16 protein-coding genes are annotated in these 15,870 nt (G+C 61.4%); 5 read left to right on the top strand and 11 right to left on the bottom strand.

Annotated elements, in window-relative coordinates:
• Positions 1–175: 175 nt before the first annotated feature.
• The 6 genes from AMK00_RS30975 to AMK00_RS18305 form a co-directional block, all read right to left on the bottom strand.
• Positions 176–550, bottom strand: coding sequence for a hypothetical protein (locus AMK00_RS30975; RefSeq protein WP_082240334.1), 375 nt, complete (start codon positions 548–550; stop codon positions 176–178).
• A 174-nt stretch (positions 551–724) separates the two neighbouring features.
• Positions 725–2,176: a homospermidine synthase gene (locus AMK00_RS18325; RefSeq protein WP_064804907.1), complete on the bottom strand. Its 1,452-nt coding sequence runs from the start codon at positions 2,174–2,176 to the stop codon at positions 725–727.
• A 190-nt stretch (positions 2,177–2,366) separates the two neighbouring features.
• Complete coding sequence (locus AMK00_RS18320; protein WP_064811319.1) at positions 2,367–2,651, bottom strand: YciI family protein; 285 nt, start codon at positions 2,649–2,651, stop codon at positions 2,367–2,369.
• A gap of 2 nt (positions 2,652–2,653) precedes the next feature.
• Positions 2,654–3,283, bottom strand: coding sequence for an aminotransferase class IV family protein (locus AMK00_RS18315; protein ID WP_064811759.1), 630 nt, complete (start codon positions 3,281–3,283; stop codon positions 2,654–2,656).
• On the bottom strand, positions 3,280–4,467 hold the full coding sequence (locus AMK00_RS18310) for an aminodeoxychorismate synthase component I (protein ID WP_064811758.1): 1,188 nt from the start codon (positions 4,465–4,467) through the stop codon (positions 3,280–3,282). The genes AMK00_RS18315 and AMK00_RS18310 overlap by 4 nt, the downstream gene beginning before the upstream one ends.
• Before the next feature lie 215 nt (positions 4,468–4,682).
• Positions 4,683–6,539, bottom strand: a complete 1,857-nt coding sequence (locus AMK00_RS18305) for a M3 family oligoendopeptidase (RefSeq protein ID WP_064811318.1) — start codon at positions 6,537–6,539, stop codon at positions 4,683–4,685.
• 207 nt (positions 6,540–6,746) lie between these two features.
• Between AMK00_RS18305 and AMK00_RS18300 the strand changes: the two genes are divergently transcribed.
• Positions 6,747–8,288 (top strand): sigma-54-dependent transcriptional regulator, encoded by a 1,542-nt coding sequence (locus AMK00_RS18300; RefSeq protein WP_064804901.1) that lies wholly within the window; start codon positions 6,747–6,749, stop codon positions 8,286–8,288.
• Positions 8,289–8,466: 178 nt separating this feature from the next.
• A complete protein-coding gene (locus tag AMK00_RS18295; RefSeq protein ID WP_064811317.1) occupies positions 8,467–10,323 on the top strand; it encodes a DUF882 domain-containing protein in 1,857 nt (618 codons plus the stop codon).
• A 171-nt stretch (positions 10,324–10,494) separates the two neighbouring features.
• On the opposite strand, the gene AMK00_RS18290 is transcribed toward AMK00_RS18295, so the two are convergent.
• From AMK00_RS18290 to AMK00_RS18280, 3 genes are all read right to left on the bottom strand, one after another.
• Positions 10,495–10,758, bottom strand: coding sequence for a DUF2312 domain-containing protein (locus AMK00_RS18290; protein WP_008533181.1), 264 nt, complete (start codon positions 10,756–10,758; stop codon positions 10,495–10,497).
• Between the two features lie 91 nt (positions 10,759–10,849).
• Positions 10,850–11,155, bottom strand: coding sequence for a DUF1244 domain-containing protein (locus AMK00_RS18285; protein ID WP_064811316.1), 306 nt, complete (start codon positions 11,153–11,155; stop codon positions 10,850–10,852).
• Positions 11,156–11,181: 26 nt separating this feature from the next.
• Positions 11,182–11,970 carry an N-formylglutamate amidohydrolase gene (locus AMK00_RS18280; RefSeq protein ID WP_064811315.1) on the bottom strand — a complete coding sequence of 263 codons (789 nt, stop codon included), beginning with the start codon at positions 11,968–11,970 and terminating at the stop codon, positions 11,182–11,184.
• Between the two features lie 200 nt (positions 11,971–12,170).
• On the opposite strand from AMK00_RS18280, the gene AMK00_RS18275 reads away from it, so the two are divergent.
• From AMK00_RS18275 to AMK00_RS18265, 3 genes are all read left to right on the top strand, one after another.
• Positions 12,171–12,656: a DUF1036 domain-containing protein gene (locus AMK00_RS18275; RefSeq protein WP_011426762.1), complete on the top strand. Its 486-nt coding sequence runs from the start codon at positions 12,171–12,173 to the stop codon at positions 12,654–12,656.
• The gene (gene pyk / locus AMK00_RS18270) at positions 12,656–14,095 is read left to right on the top strand and encodes a pyruvate kinase (RefSeq protein ID WP_064804893.1); all 1,440 of its coding nucleotides are present in this window, start codon (positions 12,656–12,658) and stop codon (positions 14,093–14,095) included. Before AMK00_RS18275 ends, pyk begins: the two co-directional genes overlap by 1 nt.
• Positions 14,096–14,222: 127 nt before the next feature.
• Complete coding sequence (locus tag AMK00_RS18265) at positions 14,223–14,855, top strand: LysE family translocator (RefSeq protein WP_064811314.1); 633 nt, start codon at positions 14,223–14,225, stop codon at positions 14,853–14,855.
• Between the two features lies 1 nt (position 14,856).
• On the opposite strand, the gene AMK00_RS18260 is transcribed toward AMK00_RS18265, so the two are convergent.
• Positions 14,857–15,411 carry a DUF4865 family protein gene (locus AMK00_RS18260; protein WP_064811313.1) on the bottom strand — a complete coding sequence of 185 codons (555 nt, stop codon included), beginning with the start codon at positions 15,409–15,411 and terminating at the stop codon, positions 14,857–14,859.
• Complete coding sequence (locus AMK00_RS18255) at positions 15,408–15,827, bottom strand: tautomerase family protein (protein WP_064811312.1); 420 nt, start codon at positions 15,825–15,827, stop codon at positions 15,408–15,410. Before AMK00_RS18255 ends, AMK00_RS18260 begins: the two co-directional genes overlap by 4 nt.
• Positions 15,828–15,870: the final 43 nt, after the last annotated feature.

Here is a 15,870-nt window from a genome sequence, read left to right as displayed (position 1 = left end):
TCCCCCTGATCCTCGCCGATCCCTATAGTGGTGTCAGGCGGTTTCCCGCGTGCCGATGTTTCAACAAACGACGCATGGCCGCAAGAGGGAAGCTGGGTTTGCAGCGGCGCTTTCCAAGAGGCCGCAAAACAAAAAAGCTCCCGAGTGGGAGCTTTCGCAGGGCCATATTGAAGCATTACAAACGACGCGTAAGCGTGAACTGCGAATTCGTTGCAGTCGTACAATTCAGCTGACTCGTGCCGCTCAAGGCGCAATTAACAAGGGAAGTCGTCCGCTTAACATTCGAGTAAAGATTTATCTGAATGATTCCGTCGGGGGTGGTTGTATATGTTCCCGACGCCATCTGCGTGTTCGTTCCGTCGCTGGTGCGGGTTACGAATTGTCCATTCGTGAAGGCGGAGGTCAAGCCGTTGGCATCCGTCCATTCGCCTTCAACAGAATTTGTTGCAGGCGGCGCGACTGCGATCGGTCGCTGTTGCGGTCCTGATGAAACGCAGGCGGCAAGAGTGGCCGCTGCACCGACAAGAACGAGACCAGTTCTGATTTTCATAAGGCTTCTCCCGGCGAATCGGCGTGGCGGTCACCCGCCAAGTTCGCGCAAAACATGGCGTGCGTCCGCCATGATGGCAAGGCTTGGAGCAGCGGGGGGCGGCATTTATACAGCCAGCGTTACAAAAATGCCCGCCTTGCGGCGGGCATTGTCAAAATCCTGTGAGGACGATTTTCAGCGAACGAGGACGTTCCTGAACTGCCAGGGATCCTTGGTGTCGATATCCTCGGGGAAGAGGCCAGGACGTCCGTCGAGCGGCGTCCAGTCGGTGTAGTGGCCTTCGACCGGGCCGAGATAGGGCATCTGCACTTCGAGGCAGCGCTTGTAATCGATCTCGTCGGCCTCGACGATGCCGGCCTTCGGATTTTCCAGCGCCCAGACCATACCGGCGAGAACGGCGGAGGTCACCTGCAAGCCGGTGGCGTTCTGGTAGGGCGCGATGCGGCGGGTTTCTTCCAGCGACAGGCGCGAACCATACCAGTAGGCATTCTTCTCATGACCGTAGAGCAGGACGCCGAGTTCATCGATGCCGTCCTCGAGCTCGTCCTCGTCAAGTACGTGGTGGACCGGCTGCGGGGTGCCGCCGTTGCCGAACATCTCATGCAGCGAGAGCACAGCGTCGTTGGCCGGATGGTAGGCATAGTGGCAGGTCGGACGGAAGGTGACTTCGCCCTCCTTGTCGCGAACCGTGAAATAATCGGCGATCGAGATCGACTCGTTGTGGGTGACGAGGAAGCCGTATTGCGGGCCGGGGGTCGGGCACCAGGTGCGCACGCGGGTGTTGGCGCCCGGCTGCTCCAGGTAGATCGCCGCCTTGTTGCCCTTCTTGTGCTTCTTGGCGTTCTTCGGCATCCACTGCTCGTGCGTGCCCCAGCCGAGTTCGGCCGGCTGCATGCCTTCGGAGATGAAGCCTTCGACGGACCAGGTGTTCCAGAAGACGTTGAGCGGCTTCGGATGCTTGGTGCGCTGGGTGTCGCGCTCGGCGATGTGGACGCCCTTGACGCCGACCTTCTTCATCAGCTTGGCCCAGCCTTCGCGATCGTGCTGGTCCGGTTCGTCGAATTTAACGCCGGTATCATGGGCGAGGTTGACGAGCGCCTGCTTCACGAACCAGGAGACCATGCCCGGGTTGGCGCCGCAGGTGGAGACGGCGGTGGCGCCGCCGGGGTTTTTCGCCTTTTCCTTGCGCACTGTCTCGCGCAGCGCATAGTTGGTGCGGTCGGCATTGCTCATGCCCTTGTCGAAATAGAAGCCGAGCCAGGGCTCGACGACCGTATCGATATAGAGAACGTCGAGCTTGCGGCAGAGCTTGATGATGTCGAGCGAGGAGGTGTCGACCGAGAGGTTGACGCAGAAACCCTGGCCTTCGCCTTTCGTCAGCAGGGGCTTCAGCAGCTCCTTGTAATTGTCCTTGGTGACATATTCCTGAATGTGGCGAACGCCGTGTTTCTTCAGGATCTCCATGTCGGAGGGTTCTTCACGCGGGTCGATGACGACCATCCGGCTTTTGTCGAATTTGAAGTGGCGCTCGATCAGCGGCAGGGTGCCGCGGCCGATGGAGCCAAAGCCGATCATTACGATCGGACCGGTAATTTCGGCATATACCGGGTGGTTCTTGTCCGTCATTCTTTTCTCCTGTGGAAGGGGACGAAGGCGATCAGCCTGAAGAATTCTTTTGAAATTGCCGCAGAAATTGCGAGGTGACCGGCTCTAACCACAAAACGGCGTCACAATAAAGAGTGTTGACCGGGAAAGGTCAAATATCGGGCGGGTGAGGCCGGCAGGCGACGGATCATCCGCCCCGCCTCTGCCAAAATCAGCGTTTCAGGATTTCCAGCCCTTCGACCGTCGTCGTCACCGCAAGCTCGGTGATGTCGTATTCGGCGACGCCGTGGACGGTGAAGGGATCGGCGGCGACATAGGCCTCGATTTCGGCGCGGTCGCCGATGGCGAGGATCGCGCCGCCGGTGCGCGGCACCTTGCGGCCGGAGGCGAGGAACCAGCCCTTGGCATAGCCCTCCTTCACCCAGGCCATATGCGGCTCCATGTGCCTGTCGGCTTCGTCATTGGATTTGCGATAGGTGAGGGAGAGAATGAACATGATCAATTCCTGAGGAGATTGGCGCGGATCAGTCCGCGCAGCGAGTTGCCGACATAAAGCGTGCCGGCATCGAGATCGGCAAGTGTCACATGGCCGACGCGAGCCTTGCGCGCGCAAATGAGCTCGGTGCGCAGCACGCCAGCAAGCAGGCCGCAGGAGATCGGCGGAGTGCGCAGCATACCGGTCCCGTCATCCAGGAAGACGGAGGTGATGGTGCCCTCGCAGACCTCGCCGCGCTCGTTCAACAGGATGACTTCATCGGCCTCGTCGGGCCCATATTCGGCGCGCGCCGTCTCGTAGACGGCGCGGCGCGTGGTCTTGTGGCGCAGCAGCCTGTCGGTGGAAACGAGGCGGGTCTCGGCGATGCGGACCGTCCAGACAGTCTCCGGCGCCAGCGGCACGAAAGCCGCGCTCGTTACCTCGATGCGGCCCTGCGCGTCGAAGATCAGTCGGATGCGCAGCGGACCGGTAGAGCGTGCAACGCCGTCCTCGAGCTTGGCAGCCGCCTCGACCGGCTGCGGAAAACCGAGGCGACGGGCGGAGCGGGAAAGCCGGGCCAGATGCAGGCGCAGACGGATGAAGCCTTCGCCGGGCTGCCAGCGCAACGTCTCGATCAGCGAGAAATCGGTCATCGCGCGATCCATTGGTCGCCCACGGCAAAGCGGGCCTTGAGCAGGCATTCCTCATATTCGGCTTCGGCGGTGGAATCGAAGACGATGCCGCCGCCGACATTGAAGACCGCCCTGCCACCGCCGAAAAGCGTGACGGTGCGGATGGCGACGGAAAAACGCATGGCGCCGGTCGGCGAGATCATGCCGATCGCCCCACAATAGGCGTCGCGTGGGTCATCCTCGAGGGCGTGCAGAATTTCCATCGCCCGTATCTTCGGGGCGCCGGTGATCGACCCGCAGGGGAAGAGGGCGGCAAATATGTCGCGGATCGATAGGCCGGATCGAAGTCTGGCCTGCACATGGCTCACCATCTGGTGGACGGTCGGATAGGTCTCGACGTCGAAGAGCTTCGGGACATCGAGCGTGCCGACCTCGGTGATGCGGGAGATATCGTTGCGCAGGAGATCGACGATCATGCGGTTTTCCGCCTGCGTCTTGATATCAGCCCGCATGGCCGCGATGATTTCGGCATCCTCGGCGGCAGTAGCGCCGCGCTTTGCCGTGCCTTTCATCGGATGGGTTTCGATCCAGCCCTGTTCATCTGTGCGGAAGAAGAGTTCGGGTGAACGCGACAGGATGACCGGACCGCCGAGATCGACCAGTGCGCCGTATTTCACCGGCTGGCGTTCGATCAGCGACCAGAAGGCGGCACGGGGATCGCCGCTCCAGCGGGCTTCGATCGGCATGGTGAGGTTCGCCTGATAGGCGTCGCCGAGCCGCAGGTGCTGGCAAAGGCGGTCGAAACGCTCTTTATATATAGGGAAATCCCAGGCCGCCTTCGGGGCGGTGAGGAATTCCTCGTTTTCGAGACGCTGTTTCGGCTGGGCAAGTGGATGCGTGTCCGGCTGCGGTGCGTCGAAGACGCCGAAACAGAGGAGCGGCGTTTCCCGACCTTCTGCGGCAAAGGACGCGAGTTTTTCCTCGAAGAGATATCCGGCCTCGTAGGCCATGTAACCGGCAAGCCATTTTCCGTCGGCCCTGGCCTCTTCCATACGGGCGAGGCCGGCGAAGAATTCGCTGCGCGTCCGGGCAATGATGATCTCAGCCGGCTCGGCGAAAAGCATCACCTGGCCGGTCGCGTCGTCGCGGAAGAGGATATAGGGTTGATCGGCCACGCAACGCTTTCGGTTTGTTCTGCTCCTCATCACTCAAGATGCGATTGGGAGGGCGAGGTATTTTCTCTTCTCCCCACGGGGGAGAAGATGCCCGAAAGGCAGATGAGGGGGAGGAGCGAAGCGACGTCCTGAGCATATGCGAAGGACGGGTTCTGCTATGTCGTCCCCTCATCCGCCTGCCGGCACCTTCTCCCCTGTGGGGAGAAGGGACTCGTTGCCGCCTCTCCGCTCCTGGCGACGAGAATTCACGCTTTATCTAACGCTTCCAGCTCATCGATCAGGCCCTCGATCATCGACAGGCCCTGGCTCCAGAACGACGGATTGGTGGCGTCGAGGCCGAAAGGCTTCAAGAGTTCGGAGTGATGCTTGGTGCCGCCGGCCTTCAGCAGTTCGAAATACTTCTCCTGAAAGCCCTTCCCGGCTTTCTGGTAGACGGCATAGAGCGAATTGACCAGGCAATCGCCGAAGGCATAGGCGTAGACATAGAAGGGCGAATGGATGAAGTGGGGGATATAGGCCCAATAGGTCTCGTAGCCTTCTGAGATATTGATCGCCGGCCCGAGGCTTTCCGACTGGACGGAGAGCCAGAGCTCGCCGATGTCGTCGGCGGTGAGTTCGCCAGCCTTGCGGGCGGTGTGCAGCTTGCGCTCGAATTCGTAGAAGGCGATCTGGCGCACGACCGTGTTGATCATGTCCTCGACCTTCTGGGCAAGCATCGCCTTGCGCTCGCGTCTGTCGGTGGTCTTTTCCAGGAGCGCGCGGAAGGTCAGCATCTCGCCGAAGACTGATGCGGTTTCGGCAAGTGTCAGCGGCGTCTGGCACATCAGCGCGCCCTGCGCGCCGGCGAGAACCTGATGGACGCCGTGGCCGAGTTCGTGGGCAAGCGTCATGACATCGCGCGGCTTGCCCATATAATTGACGAGCACGTAGGGGTGAGCCGAGGGAACCGTCGGATGAGCGAAGGCGCCGGGCGCCTTGCCTGGGCGAACCGGGGCATCGATCCATTGCTCGTCGAAGAAGCGGCTGGCGATATCGGCCATCTCGGGGGCGAAATTGCCGTAAGCCGAGAGCACCGTGTCCTTCGCGTCCGACCAGGAGATCACGGCGCTCGACGTTTCCGGAAGGGGCGCGTTGCGGTCCCAGAAATTCATCTGCTCCATGCCCAGCCATTTCGCCTTCATTTTATAATAGCGGTGCGAAAGGCGCGGATAGGCTTCCCGGACGGCGGCGGCCAAGGCGTCGACAACCTCTCGCTCGACACGGTTTGCCAGATGCCTGGAGTCGGCGATATCCTCGAAGCCGCGCCAGCGGTCGGAGATATCCTTGTCCTTGGCAAGCGTATTGGTGATCAGCGTGAAGATGCGGATATTCGCCCTGAAGGTTTCGGCAAGCGCCATGGCCGCCTTGCGGCGCACGTCGGGATCCTTCTCCTGCAGCATGTTCAGCGCCACCTCGAGCGGCACTTTCTCGCCATCGATCTCATAGCGAAGTTCCGCCATGGTTTCGTCGAAGAGGCGATTGAAGGCGGAGGCCGATGTCATCGACTTCTCGAGGAAGAGCTGCTCCAGCCTGTCATCGAGCTGATAGGGCTTATCTTTCCTGAGGTCGATCAGCCAGGGGCGATAATGGCCGGCATCGGGATCCTTGGCCATGCAAGCGTCGATGACGGCGTCGTCGATCCGGTTCAGCTCGAGCGCGAAGAACAGGAGATGGCCGGAGAATTCGGTGATCTTTGCCTGGACGTCGCCGTAGAGCTTGCCGTTTGCCGGATTGGTGGTGTCGGAGAAATAAGTGAGGCCGGCAAAGGAGCCGAGGCGGCCCATGATATCGTCAAGCGCCTCATATTCCTTCAGCGCCGCGCCGATGCCTTCGGTGCCGGTCTTCGCTGCCGCTTCGGCGAGTTTGCCCTTCCACTTTTCTTCGAAAGCGATCGCGGCCTTGCCTGCCTTTTCCATGTCGGCGACGAAGGCGGTCGACGTGGCGGAGGGATAAAGATCCTGCAGCTTCCAGACCGGCAGGTCGCCGAGCGCCGGATCGGCCGCCGCCCCGGCTGGCGCTGCTGGCGAGAAAAAAAAGCCGGCGTGCGGGGGCTCGATTTTCATGGGCGCAATTCCTCTCCACTTTATCTCAGGTCTGTTTGAATAAGCGCGAGAAGGCCCCGCATCAAGGGGCTTTCGGCGCATAAAAGGCCTCGCTTCGGCACGAAATCGGCCCATCGTAATCGTTAAAATGCAATTATTTCTCAAAACTGGATGTTCAAGCCTTTCTGCCAGAGTGCGCTTCATGGTTTCGCATGAAGTGGAGCGACAATGACCGGTTACAATGAGCTCAAAGGAGCAGGGCAAATCCTCGTGGTCGAGGACGACCCGGTGCAGCGCCGTCTGCTCAAGAACGCAATCGAGCGTCACGGCCATGTCGTGCACCAGGCGGAAAACGGCCGGATCGGCCTGGAAATGGTCAAGCGCGACAGCACCCTTTTCAACGTTATCGTGCTCGACCTGATGATGCCGGAGATGACCGGCCTCGAATTCCTCGATGCACTGCACGAATTCGGCACGCAGATCCCCGTCATCGTGCAGACGGGTCAAGGCGGCATCGAGACCGTCGTGCAGGCGATGCGCGCCGGCGCCTTCGATTTCGTCGTCAAGCCGGTTTCGCCCGAACGCATCGCTACCTCGATCTCGAACGCCATGAAGCTCGACCAGCGCGAGGTGAAGGCGCGGGCCGGACGCCGGTCGCGCTCGGGCTCCGTCGGTTTCGACGACATCGTTTCGGCCAGCCCGGCGATGATCCGTGTCATCGACCTCGCCCAGCGGGCGGCGCAATCCAACATCCCTGTCGTGCTCGAAGGCGAATCCGGCGTCGGCAAGGAACTGGTGGCGCGCGCCATCCAGTCCGGCGGCGACCGCTCCAACAAGCCGTTCGTCACCGTCAATTGCGGGGCGATCCCGCATAACCTCGTCGAAAGCATTCTCTTCGGCCATGAGAAGGGCGCCTTCACTGGCGCGACCGAGCGTCACATTGGCAAATTCATGGAAGCCGACGGCGGCACCATCTTCCTCGATGAGATCGGCGACCTGCCGCTCGAAGTGCAGGTGAAGCTGCTGCGCGCCGTGCAGCAGGGCGAGATCGAGACGGTCGGCGCGCGCACCGCGCATAAGGTCAATGTCCGGCTGATCTCGGCGACCAACAAGGATCTGATCGAAGAGGTCAAGAACGGCCATTTCCGCGAGGATCTCTATTATCGCCTCAACGTCTTCCCGATTACCATTCCGGCGCTGCGCAAGCGCAAGGAAGACATCCCGCATCTGGTGCGCGTCTTTACCGACCGCTTCTCCAGCGAACAGAAGAACGGCCGCCGCATGACCGTGAATTCAGGCACGCTGGCGCTGCTGACCGCCTATGACTGGCCGGGCAACATCCGCCAGCTCGAAAACGCGATCTTCCGTGCGGTCGTTCTCGCCGAAGGGCCGGAGCTGACGGAGGCGGATTTCCCGCAGATCGCCGCCCAGCTTCCGGAATATGAAGTGGTGGATCATCTGGCGCTCGTGGCCGACAATACCGGCCTCGACCCGGACGAGGCATATAGCGAAGAATACCGCACGCCGCCGGAGGTTCACCATCACCGCCTGTCCGAGGCCTCCGATAATGCAATCGCCAGCGTCAACCCCTCAGGCGACGTGCGCAAGCTTGCCGATGTCGAGGAGGAGCTCATCCGATTCGCGCTCAAATTCTATCGCGGACAGATGAGTCAAGTGGCGCGCAAGCTTGGCATCGGCCGATCCACACTTTATCGCAAACTCAAAGATTACGGCATAGACCCCGATAATCCCCAGAAAGATGCGGCTTAAGCCCTATTTATTAAGACTCAGGCAACCACGATTTGTTACTGATCATAAACCACTTGTTAGTGGCTCGTTCACTATGTAAAGAAAAGGTTGATCATGTGTGGCATTTTTGCCATCGTGTGACCGCATTTGACAGTCATCTGAGACAGTACGGGACATTGTCTGTCTGACGGGGATCGAGTTGCCGAATCTGAATGGGATTTCCAAGCCTTCGCGCTTGAGCTGGCGTTCTTTGTGCGCCGACATCTGCGGAAAGGCAGTGAGGACGGCGGCGGCCGCCCTTCTTGCGCTTGCGGTTTCCTCGCCGGTATTCGTTAGTACGCCTTCCGAGGCCGCGGGCGAAACCCGCAGCCTCAAGCTCTATTTCATTCATACCGGCGAAAAGGCCGTCATCACCTATAAGCGTAACGGCAAGTTCGACCCCAAGGGTCTGGAGCAGCTGAACCGCTTCCTCCGTGACTGGCGCAAGAACCAGCCGACGAAGATGGATCCGCGCCTGTTCGACCTGATCTGGGAAGTCTATCGCCAGAGCGGTTCACGGGACTACATCAATGTCGTCTGCGGCTTCCGCTCGCCGGCGACCAACGAGATGCTGCGCGGGCGCTCGCGCAATTCCGGCGTCGCCGAAAAGAGCCAGCACATGCTCGGCAAGGCGATGGACTTCTTCATTCCCGACGTCAAGCTTGCGACGCTCAGGGCCATCGGCATGAAGATGCAGATCGGCGGCGTCGGCTTCTATCCGAAATCAGGTTCGCCCTTCGTGCACATGGATGTCGGCGGCGTTCGCGCCTGGCCGCGCATGAGCCGCGACGAGCTCGTCCGACTTTTCCCGAACGGCAATACCATCCATATCCCCGCCGACGGTAAGCCGCTGCCGGGCTATCAGCAGGCGATGGCCGACTACAAGCGCCGCGTCAGTGGCACGCAGATCGAGATCGCCAGCGCTTCCGAATCGGCGCCGAAGCACAAGACGCTGTTTGCGGCGCTCTTCGGCGGCGGCGCGGACGAGCAGGAAGACGATACCGACGATTCGGCCCCGGTCGCCGTCGCCAAGGCAACGCCGCCGAAGGCCGAGCCTGCTCCGGCCGAACCTGCTCCGGCCGAACCACAGCAGGCCGAGGTCGCAGCCCTGAACGCGCCGGTGCCGCAGGTTCGCCCGGCCTTCAGCAACCAGCCGGCCGGCAGCGAAATGGCCAGCGCACTGGTGGCGCCGTCTTCGGGTAACGCCGCGCAGCAGGCCCTTGCCGAGGCGCTTCCGGCCGATCAGGCCCAGCCGCAGCAATTCGCCGATCTCAGCGCCTACAGCATTCCCATTCCCTCGCTTCTCGGCCAGCGCCGCGCGCCGGGTGACGCCGAGGTCGCGTCGGTCGATCCGAATATGCAGAACGGAATGCCGGTTCCCACTCCGGTCGAGCGCCCTGCCGTTGCCGAAAATCTGCTTGCGGCGGCGGATGCCGATCCGGAAGCGGAGGCAGACGAGGCCGATCAGGATGGCGGCCTGTCTCCTGCCATCGCCGACGCGCTCGAACAGCAGAACAAGGATACGGAAAGCCAAGTCGCCTCGCATGAGCCTCAAATGAGCGTAGAGCAGGCAATCGCCGCCGCGATGCCGCAAAAGGCGGCCGCCGAAAAGCCGTCATTGCAGCTCGCTGCCTTGGCGTCGGCGACGAAATCGGCGAGCTTCGGTGACGCTTTCGACGCCCCGGCTGCCGAGAGCCCCGCGCCGCAGCCCCTTCCGGTCAAGGGCGGGCGCCCGACGCAGAAGGAAGCCGCAGCAGCCGATGCCAGCCGCACGACAGTGCGTACCGAGCCGAAGCTGACGCAGAAGATGATCTCGCAGTGGGCGCTGACCAATGCCCGTCTCGAAATGGCGTCCAAGCAGGTCAAGGCGCCGCGCTTCGTCAGCCAGACGATGCGCGCCCAACCGACCGCTGTCTATGCCGAGGGCTTCAACGTCAAGACCGCCTCGGTTGATCCGGCCCGCTTCAGCGGCACGGCCGTTAACTTCATGGAAGTGCGCAAGTTCAACACGAACTGAGCCTGCCGATCTCGTCAGACCGAAAACCGCCGGAGTGATCCGGCAGTTTTTCTTCTGACTGTTTGAGCGGTTGGACAAGCGGTTGGACAGTTGGACGGCCAGCAGGATCCGGTGTAAAAGAAAAGCCGCCGGAAGATCCGACGGCTTTTCGAAAGCAGCGATGTTGCCGAATCAGCCTTCCGGCGGCGCCTCGATCATGCCGAGTGCGTGCAGATAGGTGTCGAGGATTGCTTCCTCCTCCATGCGCTCCTGCTCGTCCTTCTTGCGCAGCGCCACGACCTTCTTCAGGATCTTGGTATCGAAGCCCATTCCCTTGGCCTCGCCATAGACGTCCTTGATGTCGTCGGCGATGGTCTTCTTTTCTTCTTCCAGCCGTTCAATGCGCTCGATGAAAGCGCGAAGCTGATCGCGGGCGACGCCATGAGCATCAGACATCGTGTTCTCCTGATTTTTCGGTGATCAATTCGGGATGCACGTGACTGCCGCGAAGCGGCGTCACGGTCAAGCCTGTTAAAGGCCAAGCGGACTATTTGTGTGGCTTGTTCAGCTCAAATGCCGCCTTTTGCACAGGTGAGGCCTCCTTCTGGTGGAGGTTCTTCCAGTCCTCGTAGGGCATGCCGTAGATCATCTCGCGCGATTCGTCCCGGCTGACCGGAACGCCCTCCGCCTCGGCGGCCTCGCGGTACCAGTTCGACAGGCAGTTGCGGCAGAAGCCGGCCAGGTTCATCAGATCGATGTTCTGGACGTCACTGCGGTTACGAAGATGCGCGACCAGACGACGGAAGACGGCGGCTTCGAATTCGGTCTGTTGTTCCTTGCTGAGCGCGGTCATCTCGCTCTCCTTTCATTCCGTGGGCGTCAGTAGGGGCCGGTGCGCGACGGATGGACGTCGTATTCGTGCAGGCCCGGATCGGCATTCATCGCTGTAAAAATCGGCGCCAGGCGCTCCGCCCATGCCGATATGCCGGTTTCATCCGCGATCAAATCCTGACGCACTTCGAGCAGGGCATGCGGGATGCCTGTCACCATACAATGGCGGTACATGGTATCGCCCTTCAGAGCGCCGTCATAGGGTTCGTTGTCGCCGACGACGAGATCGGGATCGGCGCGCAGCTTGTCGATCAGCGGGCCGACGGCGCGCCGGTCGCTGTCCCAAAGAACGGCGGCGTGCCAGGGTCGGGGAATGCTCTTCCACGCCGGCGTGAAAGAATGCAGCGACAGCACCAGCGGTGCCTTGCCGGTGCTATTTGCCACCGTGTCGATCGTACCTGCGACGGCTTCGTGGTAGGGGCGATGAAAGGCTTCGATCCGGTAATTCCATTCCTGCGGCGTGATCGGGTGATTGCCTGATATGACGGCGCCGTCCGATATCTTCATGATCAGCGTCGGGTCATCCTCCCCGCGGTTCGGGTCGATCAGCAGGCGCGAGAAACCGCCGAGCACTGCCGGTATGCCGAGCCTCGCCGAAAGCTGTCGCGTCAGGCCCTCGATGCCGATATCGTAGGCGATGTGGCGGGCAAAGGCAGACTCGGGCAGGCCGAGCCTTTCATACCGGGCGGGAAGGCGGTTCATCGCGTGATCGGCGAGGATCACCATGCCTTTGTCATGTTTTCCAGGTAGGATTTCGAAGGATTGAAAGTCGTCCATGAAGGAATTTGCCGTTGGCCGTTGCGCAGTCGCGCCCAGTGATTGCATGAGCCCGCGACCGGTTCAAGCGCGACAGGCGAAGAGAGCGGATATGAGCCTCCGCGGGCAGTTATGAAAGGGAATATAATCGATTAGCATTGCGTTGACTTTCGGATGAGGGCGGCGCAAGAAGACACGGACATGAATAACCGTGGAGCTATTTGGGAGCCGTGTTGATTCAAGCCGCGCCAAGTTTCCTCACGCGGTCCGGACCGCTGGTCCGACTCGCCCTGTTTGCTCTTGCAGCCGCCATGCCGTTCTTCATCGCAGATGCCGCACGCGCCGATTTTCGCGTCTGCAACGGAACGCAAAATCTGGTTGGGGTGGCAATCGGATACAGGGCCAAGGACGGCTGGATCACGGAGGGCTGGTGGCAGGTGCCGGCAACGACCTGCGCCACGCTGATCGAGGGAGAATTGCAGTCGCGCTATTATTACCTCTACGCAGAGGACGCCGCCCGGGGAGGACGGTGGACGGGGGACGTGCAGATGTGCGTGGCGGAAAACGAATTCAAGATCTCGGGTGTGCAGGATTGTTATGCCCGGGGTTACCAGAAGATGGGATTCAAGGAATATGACACGGGCCGCCAAGGCAGCTGGATGGTTCAACTCTCCGACACCCCCGGGACGCAAGAAAGTCAGAATTGATGAAGCGTAATCGCAAAATTAAAATCCTCGCCACCCTCGGGCCCGCCTCCGCCGAGGAATCGATGATCGAGAAGCTGCACCAAGCCGGTGCCGACGTCTTCCGCATCAATATGAGCCATGCGAGCCACGACCTGATGCGAACGCTCATCCAGCGCATCCGCTCGGTCGAGGCGCGCTCAGGCCGGCCGATTGGCATTCTCGCCGATCTGCAGGGACCGAAGCTGCGCGTCGGCAAGTTTACCGACAGCAAGGTCGACCTGAAACCCGGCCAGACCTTCACGCTCGACAACAATGAAGCGCTCGGCGACCAGAACCGCGTCTATCTGCCGCATCCCGAGATCCTGGAATCGGTGCAGCCCGGCCACCGCCTGTTGATCGACGACGGCAAGCTCGCCCTGCGCGCAGAAAAATGCGACGGCAAGAGCATCGTCACGACGGTGATCTCCGGCACACGCATTTCCGATCGCAAGGGTGTCAGTCTTCCCGACACGCTGCTTGGCGTTGGTGCGCTGACCGACAAGGACCGGTCCGATCTGGACGCCGTGCTCGCGACTGACGATGTCGACTGGGTGGCGCTGTCCTTCGTCCAGCGTCCGGACGACCTTGCCGAAGTGCGCAAGATCGCCCGCGGCCGCGTCGGCCTGATGTCGAAGATCGAAAAACCGCAGGCTCTCGAGCGCATTGAAGAGATCATCGAGCTTTCCGATGCTTTGATGGTCGCCCGCGGCGATCTCGGCGTCGAAATGCCGCTCGAATCGGTTCCCGGCATTCAGAAGCAGCTGATCCGTGCCTGCCGCCGTTCGGGCAAGCCGGTGGTCGTGGCCACGCAGATGCTGGAATCGATGATTTCGGCGCCGGTGCCGACGCGCGCCGAAGTCTCGGACGTCGCGACCGCCGTCTTCGAAGGCGCGGATGCCGTCATGCTCTCGGCCGAATCGGCCTCGGGCGATTATCCGGTCGAAGCCGTCTCGACCATGGCCTCGATTGCCACGGCCATCGAGCGCGAGCCGCATTATCCCGGCATTATCTATGCCCAGCGCGCCCAGCCGGAAGCAACCGGCGCCGATGCGATCTCGCTTGCCGCCCGCCAGATCGCCGAGACGCTGAAGCTGTCGGCGATCGTCTGCTACACCTCGTCCGGCACGACGGGGCTTCGCGCTTCGCGCGAGCGCCCGCAGGTGCCGATCCTGGCATTGTCGCCGATCATCAAGACGGCGCGCCGGCTTGCCATCGTCTGGGGCTTGCATTGCGTCGTCACCCATGATGCGACCGATCTCGACGACATGGTTAACCGCGCCTGCCGCATCGTTGCCGACGAAGGGTTCGGCAAGCCGGGCGATCGCATCATCATCTCGGCCGGCGTGCCGCTCGGCACGCCCGGCGCCACCAACATGCTCCGCATTGCCTATATCGGTTCGGACGGCCAGAGCGGCATCTGATCCGATCGCATCCGTGATAAGGCCCGCTGCCTGAAAAAGGCAGCGGGGCTTTTTTCGTTCATGTGACGAGGCATTGCCAAGGGATGCGGCGCATGCAAGTCTTGATCCCGGGTTTGGAGGGATCACCATGGATGTCGTCACTCTTTTGGCCTTTGCGGCCGTTTCCTTCGTCGGTATCGCGACGCCGGGGCCGACAGTGCTGCTGGCGTTGACAAATGGTTCTCGGCATGGGCTGCGCCGCGCGATCGCCGGCATGGTCGGCGCGGTTCTTTCGGATTTCGTTCTGATCGGCGCTGTGGCTGTCGGACTCGGTGCGCTGCTTGCGGCATCGGAATTCTGGTTCTCGATGCTGAAATGGGCGGGTGCTGCCTATCTCGCCTTTCTCGGCATCGTGCTCTTGCGTTGGAAGGGCACGATCGAGGCGGCACTGAAATCCGATGAGGCGGCCATGCGATCGACCTTTTCGATCGGGCTGAAGAGTTTCATGGTCGCGGCGACGAACCCGAAGGGCTATCTCTTCTTCTCCGCCTTTCTGCCGCAGTTCATCGATCCCGCCCAGACGCAGACGGCGCAGTATCTGCTGCTCGCCCTCGTCTTCGCTGCGCTCGATTTCATCATCATGTTCGGCTACGCTTTCTTCGGCTCGCAGGCGGTCCGTTTCCTGAAAACGTCAGGCGCCTTGTGGCTGGAACGGGCCTGCGGCGGCGCGCTGCTCGCCCTTGCCGGGTCGCTTGCCTTCTACCGCCGGGCAACGGCCTGATTCAAGGCCGAGGCAGGGATAGATGGCCGACTCGATAGGCCTGCGTATGCCTGCCAATCTCGGAAATCTCCCGCCATAGCCTGAAGCGGACGCGCGTCCATGTCGTCGGTTCGAAGCCGGAGATGGAGGCAAGTGCGCCTCTCGCCAGATCGGCTTCGGTTTCAGCGCTTTCGGCCCGGCGGAGATCGGCAAGCGACGCATAGGCTTGCGTCCGAAGGATATCGCGCGTGGCAAACCGGGACGCCGCAATGTCGGGCGAGACTTCCGCCTGCCACACAATCCAGGTACTCACCTCAGGCCAGCCGAAGGCGCCGGTGACTGCCTCGAAGCCCGGGCCGCAGAGGAAGTCGCTTGCTCCCTCCGGTCTCTGCCAGAGATAGAAAGGCGCGTAAAGATTGTCGCGGCTGCCGATCTCGTTCTTGCGGGCGCTGAGATAGGCCTTGAAGCCGAGATTGGGAAAGCCGTCGAGTAGCGGTCCTTTTTCGCAGATGCGGCGCTCGATGATCGACATGTCGTAATCGGCTGGCAGGGTGAAGCCGTATTGCATGGCCATCATGAGCGTTTCTCCACTGCACGCAGTCGCCAGTCCGGATCCGTCATCTGGGCGATGCCGGCGCCGAAGGACCAGTCCTCAGACGCGCTGGTGCTGACGACGACCATTACGTCTTCTGACCGCAGGCCTGGCGATTGGGCCAGCAGCTCGGCAAGCCGCCGATACAGCGCTGCCTTCATCTCCGCCGTTCGCGGCCGGCCTATGGTGATCGAGATATAGACGAAATCGTCCGAGCGCGGGCCGGCGAGATAGCTGCGGTCGAAGATCAGCTCATTCTCGTCATGCTGATGGATGGCCTGGAAGCGGTCGTTCTCGGGCACATCGAAGGTCTCGACCAGTGCGCGCTGGACGTTGTCGGCAAGCGCTGCGAGATATTCTTGCGACTTGCCTTTGCGAAGAGAGATGCGGACGAAGGGCATTGGGATCTCCATGGTTCGGGCCGTCCGGCGGCCTTGACAGCAG

The sequence above is a fragment of the Rhizobium sp. N621 genome, from assembly GCF_001664325.1.
Classification (GTDB): Bacteria; Pseudomonadota; Alphaproteobacteria; order Rhizobiales; family Rhizobiaceae; genus Rhizobium; species Rhizobium esperanzae.
Note: the sequence above shows the minus strand (reverse complement) of the source record. Positions and strands in the feature narration are given on the sequence as shown.